Raw genomic sequence first — 17819 nt, 5'->3', positions numbered from 1 at the left:
GGCTGTGCAGGCAGGCGAACTTGCCCCGCTGGGCCGCCATGTGCCACAACCGGCGCGACAACTCCAGCAAGGGATAATAACAATGGCCACTGGATTGATGGCAGGCAAGCGCGGCCTGATCATGGGCCTTGCCAACAACCGTTCGATCGCCTGGGGCATTGCCAAGCAGTTGCATGCGCAGGGCGCCGAAATGGCCTTTTCCTACCAGGGCGAAGCGCTGAAGCGCCGCGTCGAACCACTGGCCGCCGAGGTGGGTTCGGACTTCCTCGTCGAATGCGACGTGACCGACGATGCGGCGATGGACGAGACCTTCCGCCAGATCAAGGAAAAGTGGGGCAGGCTGGACTTCGTGGTCCATGCCATCGGCTTTTCCAACAAGGATGAGCTGGAAGGCCGCTATATCGACACGTCAGCCGACAATTTCGCGCTGACCATGAACATCTCGGTCTATTCCTTTACCGCCGTCGCCAAGCGCGCCGAAGCGCTGATGAGCGAAGGCGGCGCGCTGCTGACGCTGACCTATTACGGCGCGGCCAAATATGTGCCGAACTACAATGTGATGGGCGTGGCAAAGGCGGCGCTGGAAGCCTCGGTGCGCTATCTCGCGGTGGACCTGGGCAAGGCCGGCATCCGCGTCAACGCCATCTCGGCCGGTGCCATCAAGACGCTGGCCGCCTCGGGCATTTCCGGCCTGCGCGACATGCTGCACTGGCAGGAGGCCAATTCGGCCCTGCGCAAGAATGTCTCGATCGACGATGTGGGCGGCGCGGCGACATATCTGCTGAGCGATCTTGCCGGTGGCGTTACCGGCGAAATCCACTACGTTGATGCGGGCTTCAATATCGTCGGCATGAAGCTGCTCGACGATGCCGCGCCCGAGGCGAGCGAATAGGCGCTCGCTTCCACCCCAATTGCAGGACGCGCCGGCTCGGTGGCGCGGGAATATCATGACAGCCCTCGTCTGGCCGGAAATCTACTTTGTCCGGCATGGTGAAACGCCCTGGAATGCCGAACGTCGCTATCAGGGGCGCAAGGACATTCCGCTCAATGACAAGGGGCGCGGCCAGGCCAGCCAGAACGGCAGGACGCTGGCCGCCCTGTTCGCTTCGCGCGGGCTCGACCCGCAGGCATTCGAATGGCACGCCTCGCCGCTGGGCCGGACGCGCGAGACCATGGACCGGGTGCGCGCCGGCTTCGCGGGGCACCTGCCGGATGTGCAATATGACGTGCGGTTGATGGAGATTTCCTTCGGCGTGCTGGAAGGAGAACTGTTCGAACAGCTTCCTGCCAATATGGCCATCGCGCCGGGCGAGCGTACTGAGGACTACTGGGACTACCGGCCCGAGAACGGCGAGAATTATCGCGATGTCGAGGCGCGGCTGGCCGAGTTTTCCAGCGTGCTCAAGGGACCATCGGTGGTGGTGGCCCATGGCGGCATTGCGCGCACCCTGCGAGTGCTGATCGAGCATGCCCCGATCGTCGAAGTGATCAACTGGGCGCCGCCGCAGGACGCGATCATGCATTTCACGCCGGGACGGATGGAGCTGCTGCGGGGGTAGGTTGTTTGCTGGCGCGATCAGGCATATGTTATGGCATATGCCTGATGGAGGCGCCGATGAATGAGATCAAGATCGATAGGGGGCAGACCCGCACGGCGAGCCTGTTTCGCAATGGGCGCAACCAGGCCGTGCGTATTCCGGTGGAGTTCGAATTGCCCGGAACCGAGGTGACCATCACCAAAGATGGCGACCGACTGGTTGTGGAGCCGAAAGTAAACCGGAAAAAAACGTTCCTCGATGTCGTCGCCGAATATGGTCCGGTGGACTTTCCCGATATTGACGACTCCGATCTGTTGCCCTTGGACGAACCCCAGCTATGAGCCTGAGGGTCCTGCTGGACACCAACATCGTATCGCGGCTGATGCGCGACGGGCAGGGCAAGCTTTGGCACAAGGCGATGGCATTCGGCCATCAACATATCGGTGTAAGCATCGTAACGGCTTGTGAACTGCGGTTCGGCGCTGCCTATCGGCAATCTGAGCGGCTTTCACGAGAGGTCGACGAGTTTCTGAACGGGATTGCGGTCGTGCCAATGGAACATCCGGTTGATGTAGCCTATGCAGACATCCGCGCGCATCTGACCAGGTCAGGCCGTCCAATCGGTCCAAACGATATCCTTATCGCCGCGCACGCGCTCGCTCTTGATCTCACCATAGTCACCGACAACATCCGCGAGTTCTCCCGCGTGCCAAATCTCCGCGTCGAGAACTGGCTCGATTGACCTGATGCGCGGGGCTGCCTAGAAAGCGGCCAACCACGAGGTCGCGCCATGTCTTTCAATACGTCAGGACATCTCTTCCGCTTCACCACCTGGGGCGAGAGCCACGGGCCGGCTTTGGGCGTGGTGGTGGATGGCTGCCCGCCGGGCATTTCCCTGACCCCGGAGATGATCCAGCGCGACCTGGATCGGCGCAAGCCGGGGCAGAGCAAATATACGACACAGCGGCGCGAGGCTGATGAGGTCAAGATTTTGTCAGGCGTGTTCGAGGACGAGCGCACCGACGGGCCGCGCACGACAGGTACGCCGATTTCCCTGCTGATCGAGAACACCGATCAGCGCTCCAAGGACTATGCGGAAATCCGCGACAAGTATCGTCCGGGCCACGCCGACTATACCTATGACCAGAAATACGGCCTTCGCGACTATCGGGGTGGCGGTCGCACCTCGGCGCGTGAGACGGCGGCGCGCGTGGCGGCCGGCGCGGTGGCGCGGCAGGTGCTGGCGGGGATTTCGATCCGGGCCAGCCTGGTGCAGGTGGGACCGCACAAGATCGACTATAACAATTTCGACTGGGAGCAGGTAGGCGAGAACCCGTTCTTCTGTGCTGACGCCAAGGCCGCGGAACTGTGGGCCGACTATCTCGACGGCATCCGCAAGGCCGGCAATTCGGTGGGCGCAGTGATCGAGGTGGTGGCCGAACGTGTACCGGCCGGCTGGGGCGCGCCGATCTATGGCAAGCTGAGCGCCGACCTCGCCTCGGCCATGATGAGCATCAATGCCGTCAAGGGCGTCGAGATCGGGGCCGGCTTCGAGGCGGCGAGCCTGACGGGCGTCGAGAATGCCGACCAGATGCGGGCCGGACCGGAGCGGCCCTATTTCCTCAACAACCATGCCGGCGGCATTCTTGGCGGGATTTCGAATGGCGATCCGGTCGTGTGCCGCTTCGCGGTGAAGCCGACCTCGTCCATCCTGACGCCGCGGCAGACCGTGACCACGGCCAATGAGGATACCGACATCATCACCAAGGGACGGCACGACCCCTGCGTGGGTATCCGCGCCGTGCCGGTGGGCGAGGCGATGATGGCGCTGGTGCTGGCCGACCATGCGCTAAGGCATCGCGGCCAGACCGGGCGGGAGGGCGCGGTGGGGTTCGAGCGGAACTAGAACTCAGCGCTTGCGCACGAATTCGGTGCGCAGCACGAGGCCCTTGATGGCGTCGTGGCGGCAGTCGATTTCCTCGGGATTGTCGGTCAGCCGGATCGACTTGATGACGGTGCCCTGCTTGAGGGTCTGCCCTGCGCCCTTGACCTTGAGGTCCTTGATCAGCACGACGGAATCGCCATCGGCCAGCACATTGCCCGATGCGTCCACGACGGCCGGGCCGGCTGCCGCCTCGGCCGCCAGCTCGGAAGCCGGGCGCCATTCGCCGGTCTGTTCGTCGTAGACATAGTCGTCATTGGCGTCAGCCATGGCTGGATTCCTGTCGAGATCAAGGGAAGGTGTCCTGCCCTAGCCGAAGCGGGCGGCAAACACAAATTCGGGTGCTAATCGCGGTCTGAGCGCGCGAATACCAGCACGGTTTCCAAATTGCCGTCACCGCCGACAATAGGCGAGGTGACGGATAGACGGTGGGCGAAGCCCTGTGCGGTGACGAAGGCGATGACCTCGGCCAGTGCGGTGGCGATGGCCGCTTCATCCGTCACGATGCCGCCCTTGCCGATGTTCTGGCGGCCAACCTCGAATTGCGGCTTGAACAGGATCACCGCATCGGCATCGGACGTGCAGAGAGCCAGCGACGCGGCGAGGACCTTGGTGACCGAGACGAAGCTGATGTCGGAGACCAGCAGGTCGATGGGTTCGGGGATCAGTTCGGGCGTAAGGTCGCGGGCATTGACGCCTTCCATGCTGGCGACGCGGGTGCTGCCCTTGAGGCGGGCGTGCAACTGGTCGTGGCCGACATCGACGGCGTAGATGCGGGCAGCGCCGCGCTCCATCAGCACCTGGGTGAAGCCGCCGGTGGAGGCGCCGACATCGAGGCAGGTCTTGCCCGACGGGTCGATGCCACCGGCGTCCAGCCCAGCCACCAGCTTGAGGGCGGCGCGGGAGACGTAGTTGGCGGCGGGGTCACTGAGGGCGAGCTTGTCGGCGGGGCCTACCATCTGGTGCGGCTTGGTCGCGGCAATGCCGTTGATGGTGACGGTGCCGCGCAGGATGGCGTCGCGGGCCCGGGCGCGACTGGGGACGAGCCCGCGCTGTTCGAGGGCGAGATCGAGGCGGATGCGCTCGGTCATCCCTCGACCAGGCGCTTGACCTTGGCAATGGCGGTGTCGCTGGCTTCCTCATAGGCGACGGTGCCGTCGAAACTGCCGTCGGCGTCGATGAGGAAGGTCAGGGCAGTGTGATTGACGAGATAATAGGGGTCGTCATCGGCATAGCCATCGGCCTTTTCACCGACCACGCCAAAGGCGGCCTTGACCGCTTCGGTCTGGGTTTCGTCGCCGACCAGGCCGATGATGGAGGGGTCGAAGCCCTCGACATAGCCCTTGACCGCATCGAGCGTATCGCGCGCCGGATCGACGGTGACGAAGATGATGCGGAGCTGTTCGGGCGTGAGGCCGAGCGCTTCGCGCCAGGCGGTGGTTTCGGCCAATGTGGTGGGGCAGACATCGGGGCAGAATGTGTAGCCGAAGAAGATCAGGCTTGGCGTACCCTTGAGGCTGTCCTGGGTGAAACTGCCGCCCTGGGTGGAGGCCAGCTCGAACGGCTGGCCGGTAACGCCGAGCGGGCGGGCCGGCGGGCGGAACAGATAAAGCGCGGTGGCGCCGATGGCCACCACGGCGACCAGCGCCCAGAGCACGATGCGGAAATTGCGGAGGGATTTGGGACTGGTCATCTTGCCTGGGTCTGCTGGAACCCGCGAATTCTACGCGTCCAGCGGCTCGGTGCCAGTGGGCTTTCCGTCGCGGGAGAGGGTGATCTTCTCGATGCGGGCTTCCGCCGCCTGCAGCAGCGCCTCGCAATGCTTCTTGAGGGCTTCGCCGCGCTCGTAGATGGCGATGGACTCGGCCAGCGGGGCGCGGCCTGATTCGAGCTTGCCGACGATTTCCTCGAGCTGGGCCAGAGCGGCCTCGAAGCTCAGCGTCTTGACATCGTCATTGTCGGCCATCGTCCCGGCTCCTAGTCTTCGAGGCGCCCGGTGGCGCCGTCCATCAGCATGGCGACATGGTACGAAACACCCCCCGCCAGGCCCTTGAGGTCATAGCCACCTTCGAGCAGCGACACAATGCGGTTGCCGCAGCACTGCGCGGCGGCATCCATCAACTTTCCCGTGAGCCAGCCATAGTCGGATGATTGCCAGTTGAGCTGGGCCAGCGGGTCGCGCTCATGGGCATCGAAGCCGGCGGAGATGAGGATGAGGTCGGGCGCGAAGTCGATCAGCGCCGGGATAATGCGGTCCGTATAAGCCTGGCGCATGCGCTCGCCGTCGGTGTCGGGTGCGAGCGGGGCATTGGCGATATTGCCGACGCCGGTCTCGCTGGCTTTGCCGGTGCCCGGATAGAGCGGCATCTGGTGGCTGGAGGCGTAGAAGACGGTGGGATCGGCCTGGAAGATGTCCTGCGTGCCATTGCCGTGATGCACGTCGAAATCGACGATGGCCACGCGCTCGGCGCCATATTTGCGCTGTGCCTCGCGGGCGGTGATGGCCACCGTGTTGATGAGGCAGAAGCCCATGGGCGTGGCGATCTCGGCATGGTGGCCGGGCGGGCGGATGGCGCAGAAGGCATTGTCGGCTTCGCCCAGCAGCACCGCATCGAGCGCGGCCAATGCGCCGCCCAGTCCGGTGGCGGCGGCGGCGAGCGAATTTGCGGAAATGAAGGTATCGGCATCGAGCTGGCCGATGCCCTCGGCCGGCCGACCGCTGCGCAGATGGGCGAGATAGCTGCCGTCGTGGACCAGTTCGGCCAGCATGAGATCGCCAGTGGGGGCATCGCGGCGCAGGAGCTTGTCGAAGCGCGGGTTTTTCAGCGCTTCCTCGACGGCACGGATGCGGTCGGCGCGCTCGGGGTGACCCTGCGGCGTGACATGGTCGGCAAAGTTCGGCTGGCTGACGAGCAGCGTGGTCACGCGGGATGAGTCTCCTGATTCGGTCCTTCGTCTTGACGCGCGAGGGCGGCATTGTCAAACAACCGGCATGACCCACGCCGCCGCCGATCCCCGAACCGTGGCCGAAGCCGCCGCCCTGCTGCGCGCGGGCAGGCTCTGCGCCTTTCCCACCGAAACCGTCTATGGGCTGGGGGCGGATGCGACGGATGCCGATGCGGTGCTATCGATCTACGAGACCAAAGGGCGGCCGCGTTTCAACCCGCTGATCGTGCATTGCGCCGACCTCGCCATGGCCGAGGCGCTGGCGGAATTTTCGCCGCTGGCGCTGAAGGTTGCCAGTCTGTGGCCCGCCAGTCTGACGCTGGTGCTGCCGGCCAGGCCGGGCAATGGGCTGGCCGATGTGGTCATGGCCGGGCTCGACAGTGTGGCGATCCGCATTCCCGATCATGCTCTGGCGCTGGAGCTTATCACTGATGTGGGGCGGCCGCTGGCAGCGCCGTCGGCCAATCCGTCGGGGCGCCTGTCGCCGACGACGGCCGAGCAGGTGCGGAAGGGGTTTGCGGGAAAAGTGCCGGTGCTCGATGGCGGGCCGTGCCGAGCGGGGGTGGAGTCGACCATCATCCGCGTCGAGGGGGGCGGCTGGTGCAGTTGCGGGCCGGGGCGGTGGCGCGGGGGGAGATCGAGCGGCGGCTGGGCGTGTCGGTGGAACTGGCGGAGAAGGGCGGTGCCGTGGCGGCGCCGGGCATGCTGGCGAGCCATTATGCACCCAATGCGCAGATGCGGCTCAATGCCGAGCCGCGGGCGGGCGAGGCCTATCTGGCGTTTGGGGATGTGCCGGACTTCGACGGCGTGGTGCGGAACCTGTCACCGGCGGGGGATTTGCACGAGGCGGCGCGGAATTTGTTTTCGATGCTGCATGAGCTGGATGCGGCGGGGGTGGGGGTGATTGCCGTGGCGCCGATCCCGGAGGAGGGGTTGGGCGAGGCGATCAATGATCGGCTGGCTAGGGCGGCGGCGCCGCGAGGGTGACCACCGACCCCCTTCTCCCCTCGTGGGAGAAGGTGCCCGAAGGGCGGATGAGGGGGCGCCGGATCATCCCCAGGCATTGAAGCATGGGATAGCGCAGACCCCTCACCCGTAATTTCTTCTGAACGAAGAAATTACAAGGGGCGAGGGGTGGCTCCACTCTGGGGGCAACGTCAGTCCCTGACCTTATACGGCTTCTGGTCGCGCATGAATCGGGCCAGCGCTTCCAGGTCCGGGTCGCCGCCGGGGGGCAGGACGACGCGCAGGTTTACATACAGGTCGCCATCGCCATAGAGGCCCTTGCCCTTGAGGCGCAGGGCCTTTGACGTGTCGACGCCGGGGGGCAGGTTGAGTTCGACCGAGCCGTCGAGCGTGGGCACACGGACCTTGGCGCCGAGCACGGCTTCGTAAAGCGCCAGCGCGACATCGGTGCGCAGGTCCGCGCCGTCGCGACGGAATTGCCTGGACTTTTCGAAGCGGACGGTGACCAGCGCATCGCCGGGCTCGCCGAGCCCGGGTGAGCCCTGGCCCTTGAGGCGGATCTGCTGGCCTTCCTCGACCTTGGCGGGAATCTTGACCGACAGCACCTTGCCCGAGGGCATGCGCACGTCGATGGGCTTGGCGTTATGCGCATCTTCCAGCGAGATCGTGGCATTCACCACGATGTCCTCGCCCTTCATGCTGCGCCCGCCACCGGCGGTCGTGCCGGCAAAGGGGTCCCACTGGGCGCCGCCGGCCGGGCCGCGGTCCCCGCCCATGCCGCCGCGCGGCTGGCCGCCGAAGCCGCTCATGAATTCCTTGAGGATGTCCTCGGCCGAAAAGCCACCCGCTGCGCCACCGCCGCCACGAGCGCCGCGCGAGGCACCGCTGAAGCCGCCGGGGTTGAAGCCGGCAAACTTCGGGTTGCCGTCGGCGTCGATTTCGCCACGGTCGAACTGGGCCCGCTTGTCCTTGTCGTTCAGCAGGTCATAGGCATTCGTCGCCTCGGCAAATTTGCCGTGCGCCGCTGGGTCATCCGGGTTCTGGTCGGGGTGATACTTCTTGGCCAGCTTGCGATAGGCGGACTTGATGTCCTTCTCGCTCGCCGATCTTGGCACCCCAAGCACGGTATAGGGATCGCGCATTTGGTCCGTTCAATGTCGAGGGCGTTGCTTCGCCCAAGGTTCGAGTCCTATATGGCCATGCCCTCCTGGCTTGTCCAGTTATGCGCGACGAAGGGATGATTCCACCATGCTCCAGACGCTGACCGAGCGCCTGTTCGACGACAGCGACCGCACCGACCTCGACCCCTTCGCCGTGTTCGAGGAATGGTTTGCCCTGGCCAAGGAGGCCGAAGCCAACGATCCGCACGCCATGGCGCTGGCCAGCGTCGATGGCGAGGGTATGCCCGATGTGCGCATGGTGCTGCTCAACAGCCGCGACGCGCGAGGCTTCTGCTTCTTCACCAATTTCGAGAGCGAGAAGGGCAAGCAATTGCTGGCCCAGCCCAAGGCGGCCATGGTGATGCACTGGAAATCGCTGCGCCGGCAGGTGCGGATGCGCGGGCCGGTGGAAGTGGTGTCGCCGGAGGAAGCCGACGCTTATTTCGCCAGCCGCCCCAGGGGCAGCCAGATCGCTTCATCGGCGTCGGAACAGTCGCGGCCGGTGGCGAGTCGGGAGGCCTTGCTGACGCGCGTGGCCGAGATCAGCGCGGAAATCGGCGAGGATGCCGTGGTGCGCCCGATGCACTGGTCGGGGTTCCGGCTGGTGCCCGAAAGCATCGAGTTCTGGAAGGATGGGGAATTCCGGCTGCATGACCGGGTGCGGTTCGTGCGGGATGGGGATGGGTGGAGCAGCGCGCGGCTTTATCCTTAGGGGATACCCCCTCCTAGCCTCCCCCTGATAGGGGGAGGAACAGATCGCGTTTGTGGTGCGATGTTGCCCCATCCACGGACTACCCTTCTCCCCCCGAAGGGCGGATGAGGGGGCTACTGTGCTATCCGCCCACATTGAAGCATGGGGGGGCGCAGACCCCTCACCCGTAATTTCTTCTGAACGAAGAAATTACCCCCTCTCCCGCACGGGGCGAGGGGTGGCTCCACTCGGGGGCCGGCCATCCTGCCAGATGCCGACGCCCGCACCTTCCCAATCCCGCCTGCCTCGCCTAAAACCCTCCCGATGGCTTGAGGGTGGATCATGGTCTGGGGGCAGGAGCGGCCGGTGCCGGTCAAGTTTACCGGGACGCGGGGCGAATTGGGCGGCATGCTGCTGCGCGGCTATGTGCTGCTCATTCCCACGATCGGGCTTTATCGCTTCTGGCTGACCACGTGGAAGCGGCGCTTTTACTGGTCCAATACCGAAATCGACGGCGATCCGCTGGAATATACCGGCAATGCCATCCAACTGCTGCTCGGTTTCCTGATGGCGCTGGCGGTGTTCGTGCCGCTCTATGGGCTGTTCTTCTATCTCTCGACGCAATCGTCGGAAGCGGCCGTCATCGGCTATGCCGGCGTGGGCGTGCTGCTGTGGTTCCTCATGGGCTACGCGATCTATCGGGCGCGCGATTTCCGGCTGTCGCGGACGCTGTGGCGCGGCATTCGCTGCGACCAGGGCGGCAGCGCCTGGAACTATGCGTTCCGGCGCTTCTTCTGGTCGCTGCTGGTGCTGGTGACGGCGGGGCTGGCCTATCCCTTCATGGCAGGCAATCTGTGGAGCTACCGCTATCGCCATAGCTGGTATGGGGACCGGCAATTCGGCTTCACGGGCAGTTGGAAGCAGTTGGCCGGCCCCTTCTATCTCTCCTATGTGGCTATTGTGCTGCTCGGCGCGGGAGGATTGGGCCTGAGCTGGGTCACGGGTGCCATGCCGACAGTCGGGGTGCCGCGGCCGGGCGGCGTGCTGGTCATGCTCGTCGCCGCAGCGCTGATCGGGCTGGTGCTGCTGTATTACCAATCGCGCGAACTCAGCCGCATGTTCTCAGCGGTGCGGTTGGGACAGGCGGCACTGAGCGTGCATGTGCGGGCCAGGGGGCTGCTCGGGCGCTATATGCTGTTCGGGCTGGCGCTGGTGGGGAGCTATATCGTGCTGGCAATCGGCGGGGTCGTGGTGGTGGGCGCCCTGGCCAGCGACGCCTTTGCCGGGGGCGAATTCGATCCGGCGGTGTTCATGCAGCACCTGCAGGGCAGTTTCGCCGTGCTGGTGGCCATCATCTTCGGTTACCTGCTGCTACTGGCCGCGTTCAGCCTGATGGCCGAATTGTTCCTGGGGCTGGGCTATTGGAAACTGGTGGCGCAGGGCGCCAGCATTACCGGACTCGATAGCCTCGGCGACGTCCGGGCGCGGGGCGAGGACACCAGACTTGGCGGTGAAGGCCTGGCTGATGCGCTCAATGTCGGAGCCTATTGATGGGGATCGCTGCACGCTATCACGACGGGCTGACGGCGGCGGTTCACGCCGTTGACCTCGACCATGCGGCCGGCACGCTGGTGGTCCGCGCCGGGGATGGGGCCGAACTGGCGCGCTGGCCGACGGGTGACCTGTTCGCCGTGCCGAGCCGCAAGCATGAATTGCGGCTGGGTGCCAATGGATTGCCGGCCGGCGCGCGCGTGGTGGTCACGGGCCGCGAGAATGTGGGCCGGGTGCTGGCGACGCTGCCGGTGCTGACCGAAAAGCGCCGGCAACAGACCGGGCGCGAAATCCGGATCGCAGTGACCGCCACCGTGGCGCTGGCGGCGGTGATCGTGGCCTATCTCTATGGCGTGCCGCTGCTGGCCGGCCGCATTGCCGGGCTGGTGCCGCCGGCCTGGGAACGGAGCCTGGGCGAGACGGTGGCGCGGCAGATGGAGGCGAGTCTTGGGGACAGCGGAGGCCTCGTGGCCTGCGATCCCGATCCCGACAGCCTCGCCAACCGGGCGATTGCGCGCTTTGGCGCGGCGGTCCTGGAGGGGTCGGGGTCGCCGTTCGAACTCGATATCACCGTGGTGAAATCGGATATTCCCAATGCCTTCGCGCTGCCGGGCGGGCGGGTCTTTTTCTTTTCGGCACTGCTGGACCAGGCCGAGACGCCGGACGAATTCGCCGGGGTGCTGGCGCATGAAGTGGGGCATGTGGCCCATCGGCACGGCATGGAGCAACTGATCTCCACCGCCGGTACCGGTGCGCTGATCGGCTTTATCCTGGGCGACATGACGGGCATTTCGGTGGCGGCGGGCCTGGGTGCGACCATCATCGATGCGCGCTTTTCGCGCGATGCCGAGCGGCAGGCCGATAGTTTTGCGGCACATGCCGCCGAGCGCATGGATTTCAACCCGGCGGGGCTGGCGGACCTGATCAACCGGGTCGGGGCGGACGATGATTTTGCCCGGGCGCTGGCCTTGCTCAGCACCCATCCGCTGACCGAGGACCGCAAGGCGGCGCTGGAAGTGTTGAGCCAGCAGCGGCCGACCGGGCTGGAGCCGCCCTTTACCGCGGCGGAATGGAGCGCGATCCGCGCCATGTGCGGGGCGCCGGGCAAGATCAAGCGCAAATGAGCGTCGGGCGGGGAAATCTTCAAATTCGCGCAATACCTTGCGGCTAATCTTGCGGCGCATGTGAAGGGGCGGCATTGCGCATACTGATCCGGACATCGAAATGGGCCATTGCGGCGCGCCGGCTGGGCAGCGTTGCGATACCGCTCGTCATCATCTCTGTGCTGCTGCATCGCTTCGGCCTGATTACCAGCGATCTGTTCCTGGTGGCGGTGCTGGCCGCGGGGCTGGTGGCGCTGCTGGCTGTTTTGGCAGCGGTGATCGCGCTGGCCCGGCTGTGGCAGACGGGCGACCGGGGCTGGGACAAGGCGCTGGCCGGGCTGCTGTTCGGCACGCTGAGCCTGCTGCCCTTCGCTTGGTATGGCAATTTGATGCTGACCTATCCTGCTGTGACCGACATTGCCACGACGGACCGGGAACTGCTGCCGCTGGTCTTCGACCCCGGTATGCAGGCCATGCCGGCGCCGAAAATGCTGTCGGCGGAAGAGATGGCCTCGGTCTTTCCCAATGTCGAGACGCGCACCTATCCGCTGGGGCTGGTGCCGACCTTCGGACTGGTCGAAGCGCTGGTGGCGGGCAATGGCTGGGATATCCGCACGTTGCGCGAGCCCACATCAGGGCTCGATGCCGGGCAGGTCAATGCCCGCATCATGACGCTGCCCGGCTGGCGCGAGGAGGTGGTGATAAGGGTGACCGGCACGCTGACCAATTCGACGGTGGACATGCGTTCGGCCTCGCTCAACGCGCTGCATGATTTCGGTGCCAACGGCAAGCGGATCGAGGATTTCCTCGCGGCGCTGGACGAGGCGGTGACCAGCCTGCTGCGGGACAATCCCAATGCCAACCTGCCGGTGGAGGCAGGGGTGGAGGAGACACCCGAGACGGTGACGGAGTAGTGGCGGTTCTCCATCGATGTCATTCCCGCGAAGGCGGGAATCCACGCTTCATCCCGGCGCTTGTCATGCGTTTTTAGGCTTCTGCGGTAATGCGCGTTCCCAGCAATCCGCGCGACACCTTCAGCAGGCCCAGTCCCTCCAGATATTCGACATGGGCCGTGATGGTGAGGCCGGCGGCGCGACGCACGGGCAGCGGCTGGGCCGGATAGATCGCGGCGACGATGGCCTTGATGGTGCGGGCGCCGGCCTTGACGGAGGCGATGACCTGTTCGTTGCGCATCTGGCGGTGGGCCTTGAGCGCGGTGGCATAGGCGGGGCCATCGGCAATGGGGCCGCCATGGGCGGGGATATATTGGCGGCAGGGCAGGGCGATGACCTTGTCGAGCGAGGCGAAATAATCGGCCATGGAGCCATCGGGCACCGAGACCAGGGTCGAATTCCAGCCCATGACATGGTCGCCGCTGAGCAGGATGTCTCCAACGCTGAAAGCCAGGTGATTGGCGCAGTGGCCTGGCGTGGTGTGGACGGTGATGGGCAGGTCGCCCGCCATGATGGATTCGCCATCGACGAGGGTGCGGTTGGGCACCAGATTCCAGTTGCAGGACTTGCGGATGGGGTTGCGCTCGAATCGCCGCAGCGGGCGCGACAGGCGATGCCGGCCGCCGAACCAGAGCGGAACGCCCAGATCGCGCGCCAGCCGCGCGGCCGATGCGCTGTGGTCGCGGTGGGTATGCGAAAGCAGGATGGCTTCGAGGGGCCGCCCGCCAATGGCATCGATGAGCGCGACAAGATGGATCGGATCGTCCGGCCCCGGATCGACCAGCGCCAGCCGCTCATGGCCCAGCAGAAAGCTGTTTGTGCCGGTGAATGTATAGGCGCTGGCATTGGGCGCGGTGATGCGGATTATGCCATCGGCGACGGGAACGGGCTGGCCGGTCTGGGGGTCGAAGTCCCTGTCGAAGGACAGGACGGGGGTGGGCGATGCCATTGCACTCACTTTGCCGAGAGACTAAAGAAGTCGTGATTTGAACGACAGCGCGGCCCGGGAGGGGACGCCGGTTCAGACAAGCATGGAAGGTATGAAATGGCCGTGACTTTGACCACGCCCAATACGCTGCTCGGTGTATTCCAGCCCAAGGGCGATGCTGCGCGCCTCGCGTCCAATCTCGCAACCGTCGTGCTCGGCACGCTGCTCATCACCATCTGCGCCAAGATCAACGTGCCGGTCTGGCCCGTCCCGGTGACGCTGCAGGGCTTTGCCATCGCGGCGCTCGCGGCGGCCTTCGGCCTGCGCATCGGCGTTGCCACTGTCGCGCTCTACCTGCTCGAAGGCGCTGTCGGCCTGCCGGTCTTCGCCACTGGCGGTGGCCTGGCCTATCTCGTCGGCCCGACCGGCGGCTTCCTGCTCGGCTTCCTCGTCATGGCCGCCATCATCGGCTACGCCACCGACAAGGGCGCTTCGGGCAAGCCGCTGACCCTGTTTGTCGCCATGGTTGCCGCCGACGCCGTGCTGCTGGTGCTGGGCTTCGTCTGGCTGCTGGCTCTGTCCGGTAATGCCGGCTGGATCGACCAGAACAACGTGGTTGCCTCGGCCTTTGCCGGCGCCATCCAGCCCTTCGTCATCTGGGATATTCTCAAGATGGCCCTGGCCGCGCTGACTGTAACCGGCGCATGGAATATTCTGGCCAAGCGCTAAACCGCTGCAAAAGACTGAAAAAGGCCGGCCTTGTGCCGGCCTTTTGCTTGACATTCTACTGCTCACTGAGCAACGGATTGGGTGAGAGCGGGTTCTGGGGGAGCCGATGAATAACGCGTCGACCCGAACGGTGCTGATAGCCGATGCCAGTGCCGACAATCGCCTGCCACTGCAGCAGGCGCTGAGCGCGGTTGGCTTCAGCGTGGCCGAAGTCGGCAATGGCAGGGACGCCATCGAGGCCCTGCGTCGCGATACGTTCGACGTGGTAGTGACCGATCTGTGGATGCCGGGCGCCGACGGCATAGAGGTGATCCAGTCGATTCGCACCGTGTCGCCGCTGTCGGCGATTTTCGTGGTGACCGGGGGCGGGCCGGGGCTCTCCATCGCGTCGGCTGCGGCGCTGGCCCTGGTCTGGGGTGCGCGCAAGGTCTATGTGAAACCCTTCGATATCGGCGAGCTGGTCCGGGAGATCCTGGCGCTGTTTCCGCCCCTAGCGCCAATCGACATTCACTGAGGCCGGCCTGAGATGAATGTTGATTAGCCCTAGCGCAGCACTGACAGGCGCCGGACGATGAGTTCGAGCGAGCGGGCAAAGCATTCCTGCTCGGCGATGCCCAGTTCGCTGATCACTTCCTCAAGCGCCAGCGTGGGGTCCTGCTCAAGCATGGTGCGGCCGGCGCTGGTCAATTCGAGCAGTTCGGCCCGTCCCTTGGGCTGCTCGGCGGCCTTGGCCAGCAGACCCTTCTGCACCAGCGTGCGCACGGTGCGGCTCACCGGTCCGTTGGCAAGGCCCTGGAAACGCGCCAGTTCGCTAGCCGTACGCTGGCCGACCGGGGCGCGGGAAAAATACCGCAAGGCGGCCCACTGTGCCGGAAACAGGTCCGCGGCATAGCCACGCGAATGCAACATTCGAGCCGTAAGCTCGAGTAGTTCGGCGAGCGCAGATGTCGAAAGGGACCGCAAAGCCAACTCCGCCGCAACACTTCGGCCCCGACGCGCTGGCGTCCGGGCCGGTTTGATCATTTTCGTGCCCCGCATTCATACAAACCCTTTTACACGACGAACAACGCCGCGTCACAGCATCGTTAAAAATGTTATTTGCTCACTGATTCATGTGTACAAAAGTGTGGATTTCCAATGGTCAGGTGGGCGTTGACGGTCCGCGTCTCGATATCGATTTCACCCCGAAATTCAGCCCGTAAAAAGGCGAACATGCGGGAGCGTCGGCGAGGCACCTTGACGGCGGCCATCCGCTGTGATTGCTCGCCGCCTTCGATGGAGCATGCGCTCCACTCCCCATTTCCTTCACGCGTCGAGGTCCGCAAGGCAGGGCGCGATACAGTATTGGACATTAGAGATGAAGGTCATCTTCGATACCGATCCGGGCATCGACGACGCCATGGCGCTGCTTTACCTGAGCAAGCTGCCTGAAATCGAACTGCTGGGCATCACCACGGTCGTGGGCAATGCCGACATTGCCACCACGACGCGCAACGCCCTGTTCCTGCGCCAGCGCTTCGGTCTTGCCGCGCCTGTCATCCAGGGCGCCGGCGAAACGCTGGACGGCAAGATCAAGCCGGAACCGGTCGCTGTGCATGGCCATAACGGGCTGGGTGATATCGAGATTCCGGCGCGTGTGGACGAGACCGGCCTGCAGCCCGGAACGGCAGCGCAGTTCATCATCGATACGCTGCGCGCCCATCCCGGCGAAGTGACGATCATCGCCGTGGGGCGCATGACCAACCTGGCGCTCGCGCTGCGGCAGGACCCCGCCATTGCCGGGCTGGCCAAGCAGGTGGTGATCATGGGCGGCGCCTTCGGCTATGAGGGCCGCAGCGGCAATATCACCCCGGCCGCCGAAGCCAATATCCATGGCGATCCCGTCGCAGCCGACGAGATTTTTGCCGCCGACTGGCCTGTCGTGGTGGTGGGGCTCGATGTGACGCATGACATCATCCTCAGCGAGGACTATCTGGCGGCGCTCTCGGCCGAGGCCGGCGAGAATGGCGAATTGCTGCGCCAGATGTCGGACCACTATGCCCGCTTCTACAAGGAAATCATGGGGCTGGCCGGGGTGGTGGGGCATGACCTGCTGGCCGTGACCTATACCCTATACCCCGATTGGTTCGAAACACGCTCCGGCCCGATCTGCGTGGTGCGCGACGGCATTGCCGCCGGCCAGACCATCCAGATGCCGGCCGCGCGCAAGGGTGGGCACCCCGACTGGGCGAACCGCCCGGCCCAACTGGTCTGCACCGCAGTCGACGCCGATGCCGTATTGCGGCACTACCGCGAGACGGTTGCCGGCTGAAGCAATCTTGGGGAAGTCCGGTTCCTCATGGGCAGCGAAACTAGATCAGCGCAACTTGGCGGCGACGTCGCGAACGGCCTGTTTCAGGCTGTCCGCGGCCATGGTGGATGCGGTATCGGTCCGCATTGTGAGGCCAACCGGGCCGGTCGTTTCGCTGGTATCGACCGGCAGCAAGGCGAGCCGTCCCTGTTCCAGATCGCGGGCGACCACGCCCTCTGAAATGATCCACACTGCGTCGGTCTGGCCGAGATAGGCGCGCCCGAAGGCGTCGGAGATGGTTTCCACCTCGTCGCGCAATTTGGTGATGCCATGGGTTAGCAGCATCCGGTCGACCAGCCGGCGGATGAGCGAATTGGGCGTGGGCATCAACGTCTGATAGGGCTCGATCATCGACAGGTCGAAGCTGCGCTCGCTGAGCAGGGGATGACCCGACCGGACCACCATGACCACGCGTTCCGAATAGAGATGCTCGAAGGACAGTCCAACCATGGCATCGGGCTCGGCCATGCGGCCGATGACGAAATCGACATCGCCGGTGCGTAACAGGTTCAGCAGGTGATCGTTGGGCCCGGTAATGACCCGGGTATGCACGCCCGAACCGGTCGCGGTGAAGGCCTTGACCGCATCGGGCAGGATGCGGGCGGAGACTGTCGGCAGCGCGCCGACCCGGACGATCGTGGCCTCATGCGCGCCACGGGCCACGTCGACGCCCTGTCGCAAGGCGGCGAGGCTGGTCGAAGCATAGCGATAGAACACCTCGCCGAAGGGCGCGAGGAACAGGTTACGCTTGCTGCGATCGAACAGGCTGCCGCCCAGCAGTTGCTCGAGCTCCTGGATGGTCTTGGAAGCCGCGGGCTGGCTGATATTCAGCGCTTCGGCGGCGTTGACGACGCTCTTGAGCCGCGCCACCTCGATGAAGCAGACAAGGTGCCGCAGCTTGATGCGGGGGTCGATGAGGCGCGCGACCAACGACTTCTCCGGTTATGATATGGGCCCTGCGA

21 protein-coding genes and 1 pseudogene are annotated in these 17819 nt (G+C 65.0%); 13 read left to right on the top strand and 9 right to left on the bottom strand.

Annotation, left to right across the window (positions count from 1 at the left end; translation table 11 throughout):
- Positions 1 to 76 precede the first annotated feature (76 nt).
- From fabI to aroC, 5 genes are read left to right on the top strand one after another with little or no spacing between them, the layout of a single operon-like run.
- A complete protein-coding gene (fabI, locus tag NVV79_RS19705; protein WP_303993217.1) occupies positions 77 to 892 on the top strand; it encodes an enoyl-ACP reductase FabI in 816 nt (271 codons plus the stop codon).
- Between the two features lie 55 nt (positions 893 to 947).
- Positions 948 to 1559 (top strand): histidine phosphatase family protein, encoded by a 612-nt coding sequence (locus tag NVV79_RS19700; RefSeq protein WP_303993073.1) that lies wholly within the window; start codon positions 948 to 950, stop codon positions 1557 to 1559.
- A gap of 56 nt (positions 1560 to 1615) precedes the next feature.
- Positions 1616 to 1879 carry an antitoxin gene (locus NVV79_RS19695; RefSeq protein WP_303993071.1) on the top strand — a complete coding sequence of 88 codons (264 nt, stop codon included), beginning with the start codon at positions 1616 to 1618 and terminating at the stop codon, positions 1877 to 1879.
- A complete protein-coding gene (locus tag NVV79_RS19690) occupies positions 1876 to 2280 on the top strand; it encodes a type II toxin-antitoxin system VapC family toxin (RefSeq protein ID WP_303993070.1) in 405 nt (134 codons plus the stop codon). Before NVV79_RS19695 ends, NVV79_RS19690 begins: the two co-directional genes overlap by 4 nt.
- A gap of 48 nt (positions 2281 to 2328) precedes the next feature.
- The gene (gene aroC, locus NVV79_RS19685) at positions 2329 to 3444 is read left to right on the top strand and encodes a chorismate synthase (protein WP_303993068.1); all 1116 of its coding nucleotides are present in this window, start codon (positions 2329 to 2331) and stop codon (positions 3442 to 3444) included.
- A gap of 3 nt (positions 3445 to 3447) precedes the next feature.
- Here the strand turns inward: aroC and NVV79_RS19680 are convergent, their stop codons facing one another.
- From NVV79_RS19680 to NVV79_RS19660, 5 genes are all read right to left on the bottom strand, one after another.
- Positions 3448 to 3750, bottom strand: a complete 303-nt coding sequence (locus NVV79_RS19680) for an alkylphosphonate utilization protein (protein WP_303993067.1) — start codon at positions 3748 to 3750, stop codon at positions 3448 to 3450.
- A 74-nt stretch (positions 3751 to 3824) separates the two neighbouring features.
- Complete coding sequence (locus tag NVV79_RS19675) at positions 3825 to 4571, bottom strand: TlyA family RNA methyltransferase (RefSeq protein WP_303993065.1); 747 nt, start codon at positions 4569 to 4571, stop codon at positions 3825 to 3827.
- The gene (locus NVV79_RS19670) at positions 4568 to 5173 is read right to left on the bottom strand and encodes an SCO family protein (protein ID WP_303993062.1); all 606 of its coding nucleotides are present in this window, start codon (positions 5171 to 5173) and stop codon (positions 4568 to 4570) included. Before NVV79_RS19670 ends, NVV79_RS19675 begins: the two co-directional genes overlap by 4 nt.
- 30 nt (positions 5174 to 5203) lie before the next feature.
- Positions 5204 to 5446 carry an exodeoxyribonuclease VII small subunit gene (locus NVV79_RS19665; RefSeq protein ID WP_146288287.1) on the bottom strand — a complete coding sequence of 81 codons (243 nt, stop codon included), beginning with the start codon at positions 5444 to 5446 and terminating at the stop codon, positions 5204 to 5206.
- A gap of 11 nt (positions 5447 to 5457) precedes the next feature.
- Positions 5458 to 6405, bottom strand: coding sequence for a histone deacetylase family protein (locus tag NVV79_RS19660; RefSeq protein WP_303993057.1), 948 nt, complete (start codon positions 6403 to 6405; stop codon positions 5458 to 5460).
- A gap of 67 nt (positions 6406 to 6472) precedes the next feature.
- Here NVV79_RS19660 and NVV79_RS19655 point away from each other — a divergent pair.
- Positions 6473 to 7413: pseudogene (locus tag NVV79_RS19655) on the top strand (L-threonylcarbamoyladenylate synthase).
- 170 nt (positions 7414 to 7583) lie between these two features.
- Here NVV79_RS19655 and NVV79_RS19650 read toward each other — a convergent pair.
- Complete coding sequence (locus NVV79_RS19650; RefSeq protein WP_303993055.1) at positions 7584 to 8534, bottom strand: DnaJ C-terminal domain-containing protein; 951 nt, start codon at positions 8532 to 8534, stop codon at positions 7584 to 7586.
- Between the two features lie 106 nt (positions 8535 to 8640).
- Here NVV79_RS19650 and pdxH point away from each other — a divergent pair, with 106 nt between their 5' ends.
- The 4 genes from pdxH (at position 8641) to NVV79_RS19630 (ending at position 12811) form a co-directional block, all read left to right on the top strand.
- Complete coding sequence (gene pdxH, locus NVV79_RS19645; RefSeq protein WP_303993053.1) at positions 8641 to 9264, top strand: pyridoxamine 5'-phosphate oxidase; 624 nt, start codon at positions 8641 to 8643, stop codon at positions 9262 to 9264.
- A 345-nt stretch (positions 9265 to 9609) separates the two neighbouring features.
- Complete coding sequence (locus NVV79_RS19640; RefSeq protein ID WP_303993049.1) at positions 9610 to 10794, top strand: DUF898 family protein; 1185 nt, start codon at positions 9610 to 9612, stop codon at positions 10792 to 10794.
- Positions 10794 to 11918: a M48 family metallopeptidase gene (locus tag NVV79_RS19635; protein ID WP_303993046.1), complete on the top strand. Its 1125-nt coding sequence runs from the start codon at positions 10794 to 10796 to the stop codon at positions 11916 to 11918. Before NVV79_RS19640 ends, NVV79_RS19635 begins: the two co-directional genes overlap by 1 nt.
- Before the next feature lie 74 nt (positions 11919 to 11992).
- The gene (locus tag NVV79_RS19630) at positions 11993 to 12811 is read left to right on the top strand and encodes a DUF1499 domain-containing protein (protein ID WP_303993044.1); all 819 of its coding nucleotides are present in this window, start codon (positions 11993 to 11995) and stop codon (positions 12809 to 12811) included.
- Positions 12812 to 12884: 73 nt separating this feature from the next.
- On the opposite strand, the gene NVV79_RS19625 is transcribed toward NVV79_RS19630, so the two are convergent.
- Complete coding sequence (locus NVV79_RS19625) at positions 12885 to 13799, bottom strand: MBL fold metallo-hydrolase (RefSeq protein WP_303993041.1); 915 nt, start codon at positions 13797 to 13799, stop codon at positions 12885 to 12887.
- A 96-nt stretch (positions 13800 to 13895) separates the two neighbouring features.
- Between NVV79_RS19625 and NVV79_RS19620 the strand changes: the two genes are divergently transcribed.
- Complete coding sequence (locus NVV79_RS19620; RefSeq protein WP_303993038.1) at positions 13896 to 14507, top strand: biotin transporter BioY; 612 nt, start codon at positions 13896 to 13898, stop codon at positions 14505 to 14507.
- A 106-nt stretch (positions 14508 to 14613) separates the two neighbouring features.
- Entirely contained in the window at positions 14614 to 15021 is a 408-nt protein-coding gene (locus tag NVV79_RS19615; protein WP_303993035.1) for a response regulator, read from the top strand.
- A gap of 29 nt (positions 15022 to 15050) precedes the next feature.
- Here NVV79_RS19615 and NVV79_RS19610 read toward each other — a convergent pair whose 3' ends face one another.
- A complete protein-coding gene (locus tag NVV79_RS19610; RefSeq protein WP_303993033.1) occupies positions 15051 to 15416 on the bottom strand; it encodes a MarR family winged helix-turn-helix transcriptional regulator in 366 nt (121 codons plus the stop codon).
- 448 nt (positions 15417 to 15864) lie between these two features.
- Between NVV79_RS19610 and NVV79_RS19605 the strand changes: the two genes are divergently transcribed.
- A complete protein-coding gene (locus tag NVV79_RS19605) occupies positions 15865 to 16818 on the top strand; it encodes a nucleoside hydrolase (protein ID WP_303993031.1) in 954 nt (317 codons plus the stop codon).
- A 45-nt stretch (positions 16819 to 16863) separates the two neighbouring features.
- Here the strand turns inward: NVV79_RS19605 and pcaQ are convergent, their stop codons facing one another.
- Positions 16864 to 17787 (bottom strand): pca operon transcription factor PcaQ, encoded by a 924-nt coding sequence (pcaQ, locus tag NVV79_RS19600; protein WP_303993029.1) that lies wholly within the window; start codon positions 17785 to 17787, stop codon positions 16864 to 16866.
- Positions 17788 to 17819 lie beyond the last annotated feature (32 nt).

Origin of the sequence: Devosia ginsengisoli (assembly GCF_024707105.1) — a bacterium.
GTDB lineage: Bacteria > Pseudomonadota > Alphaproteobacteria > Rhizobiales > Devosiaceae > Devosia > Devosia ginsengisoli_A.
Note: the sequence above shows the minus strand (reverse complement) of the source record. Positions and strands in the feature narration are given on the sequence as shown.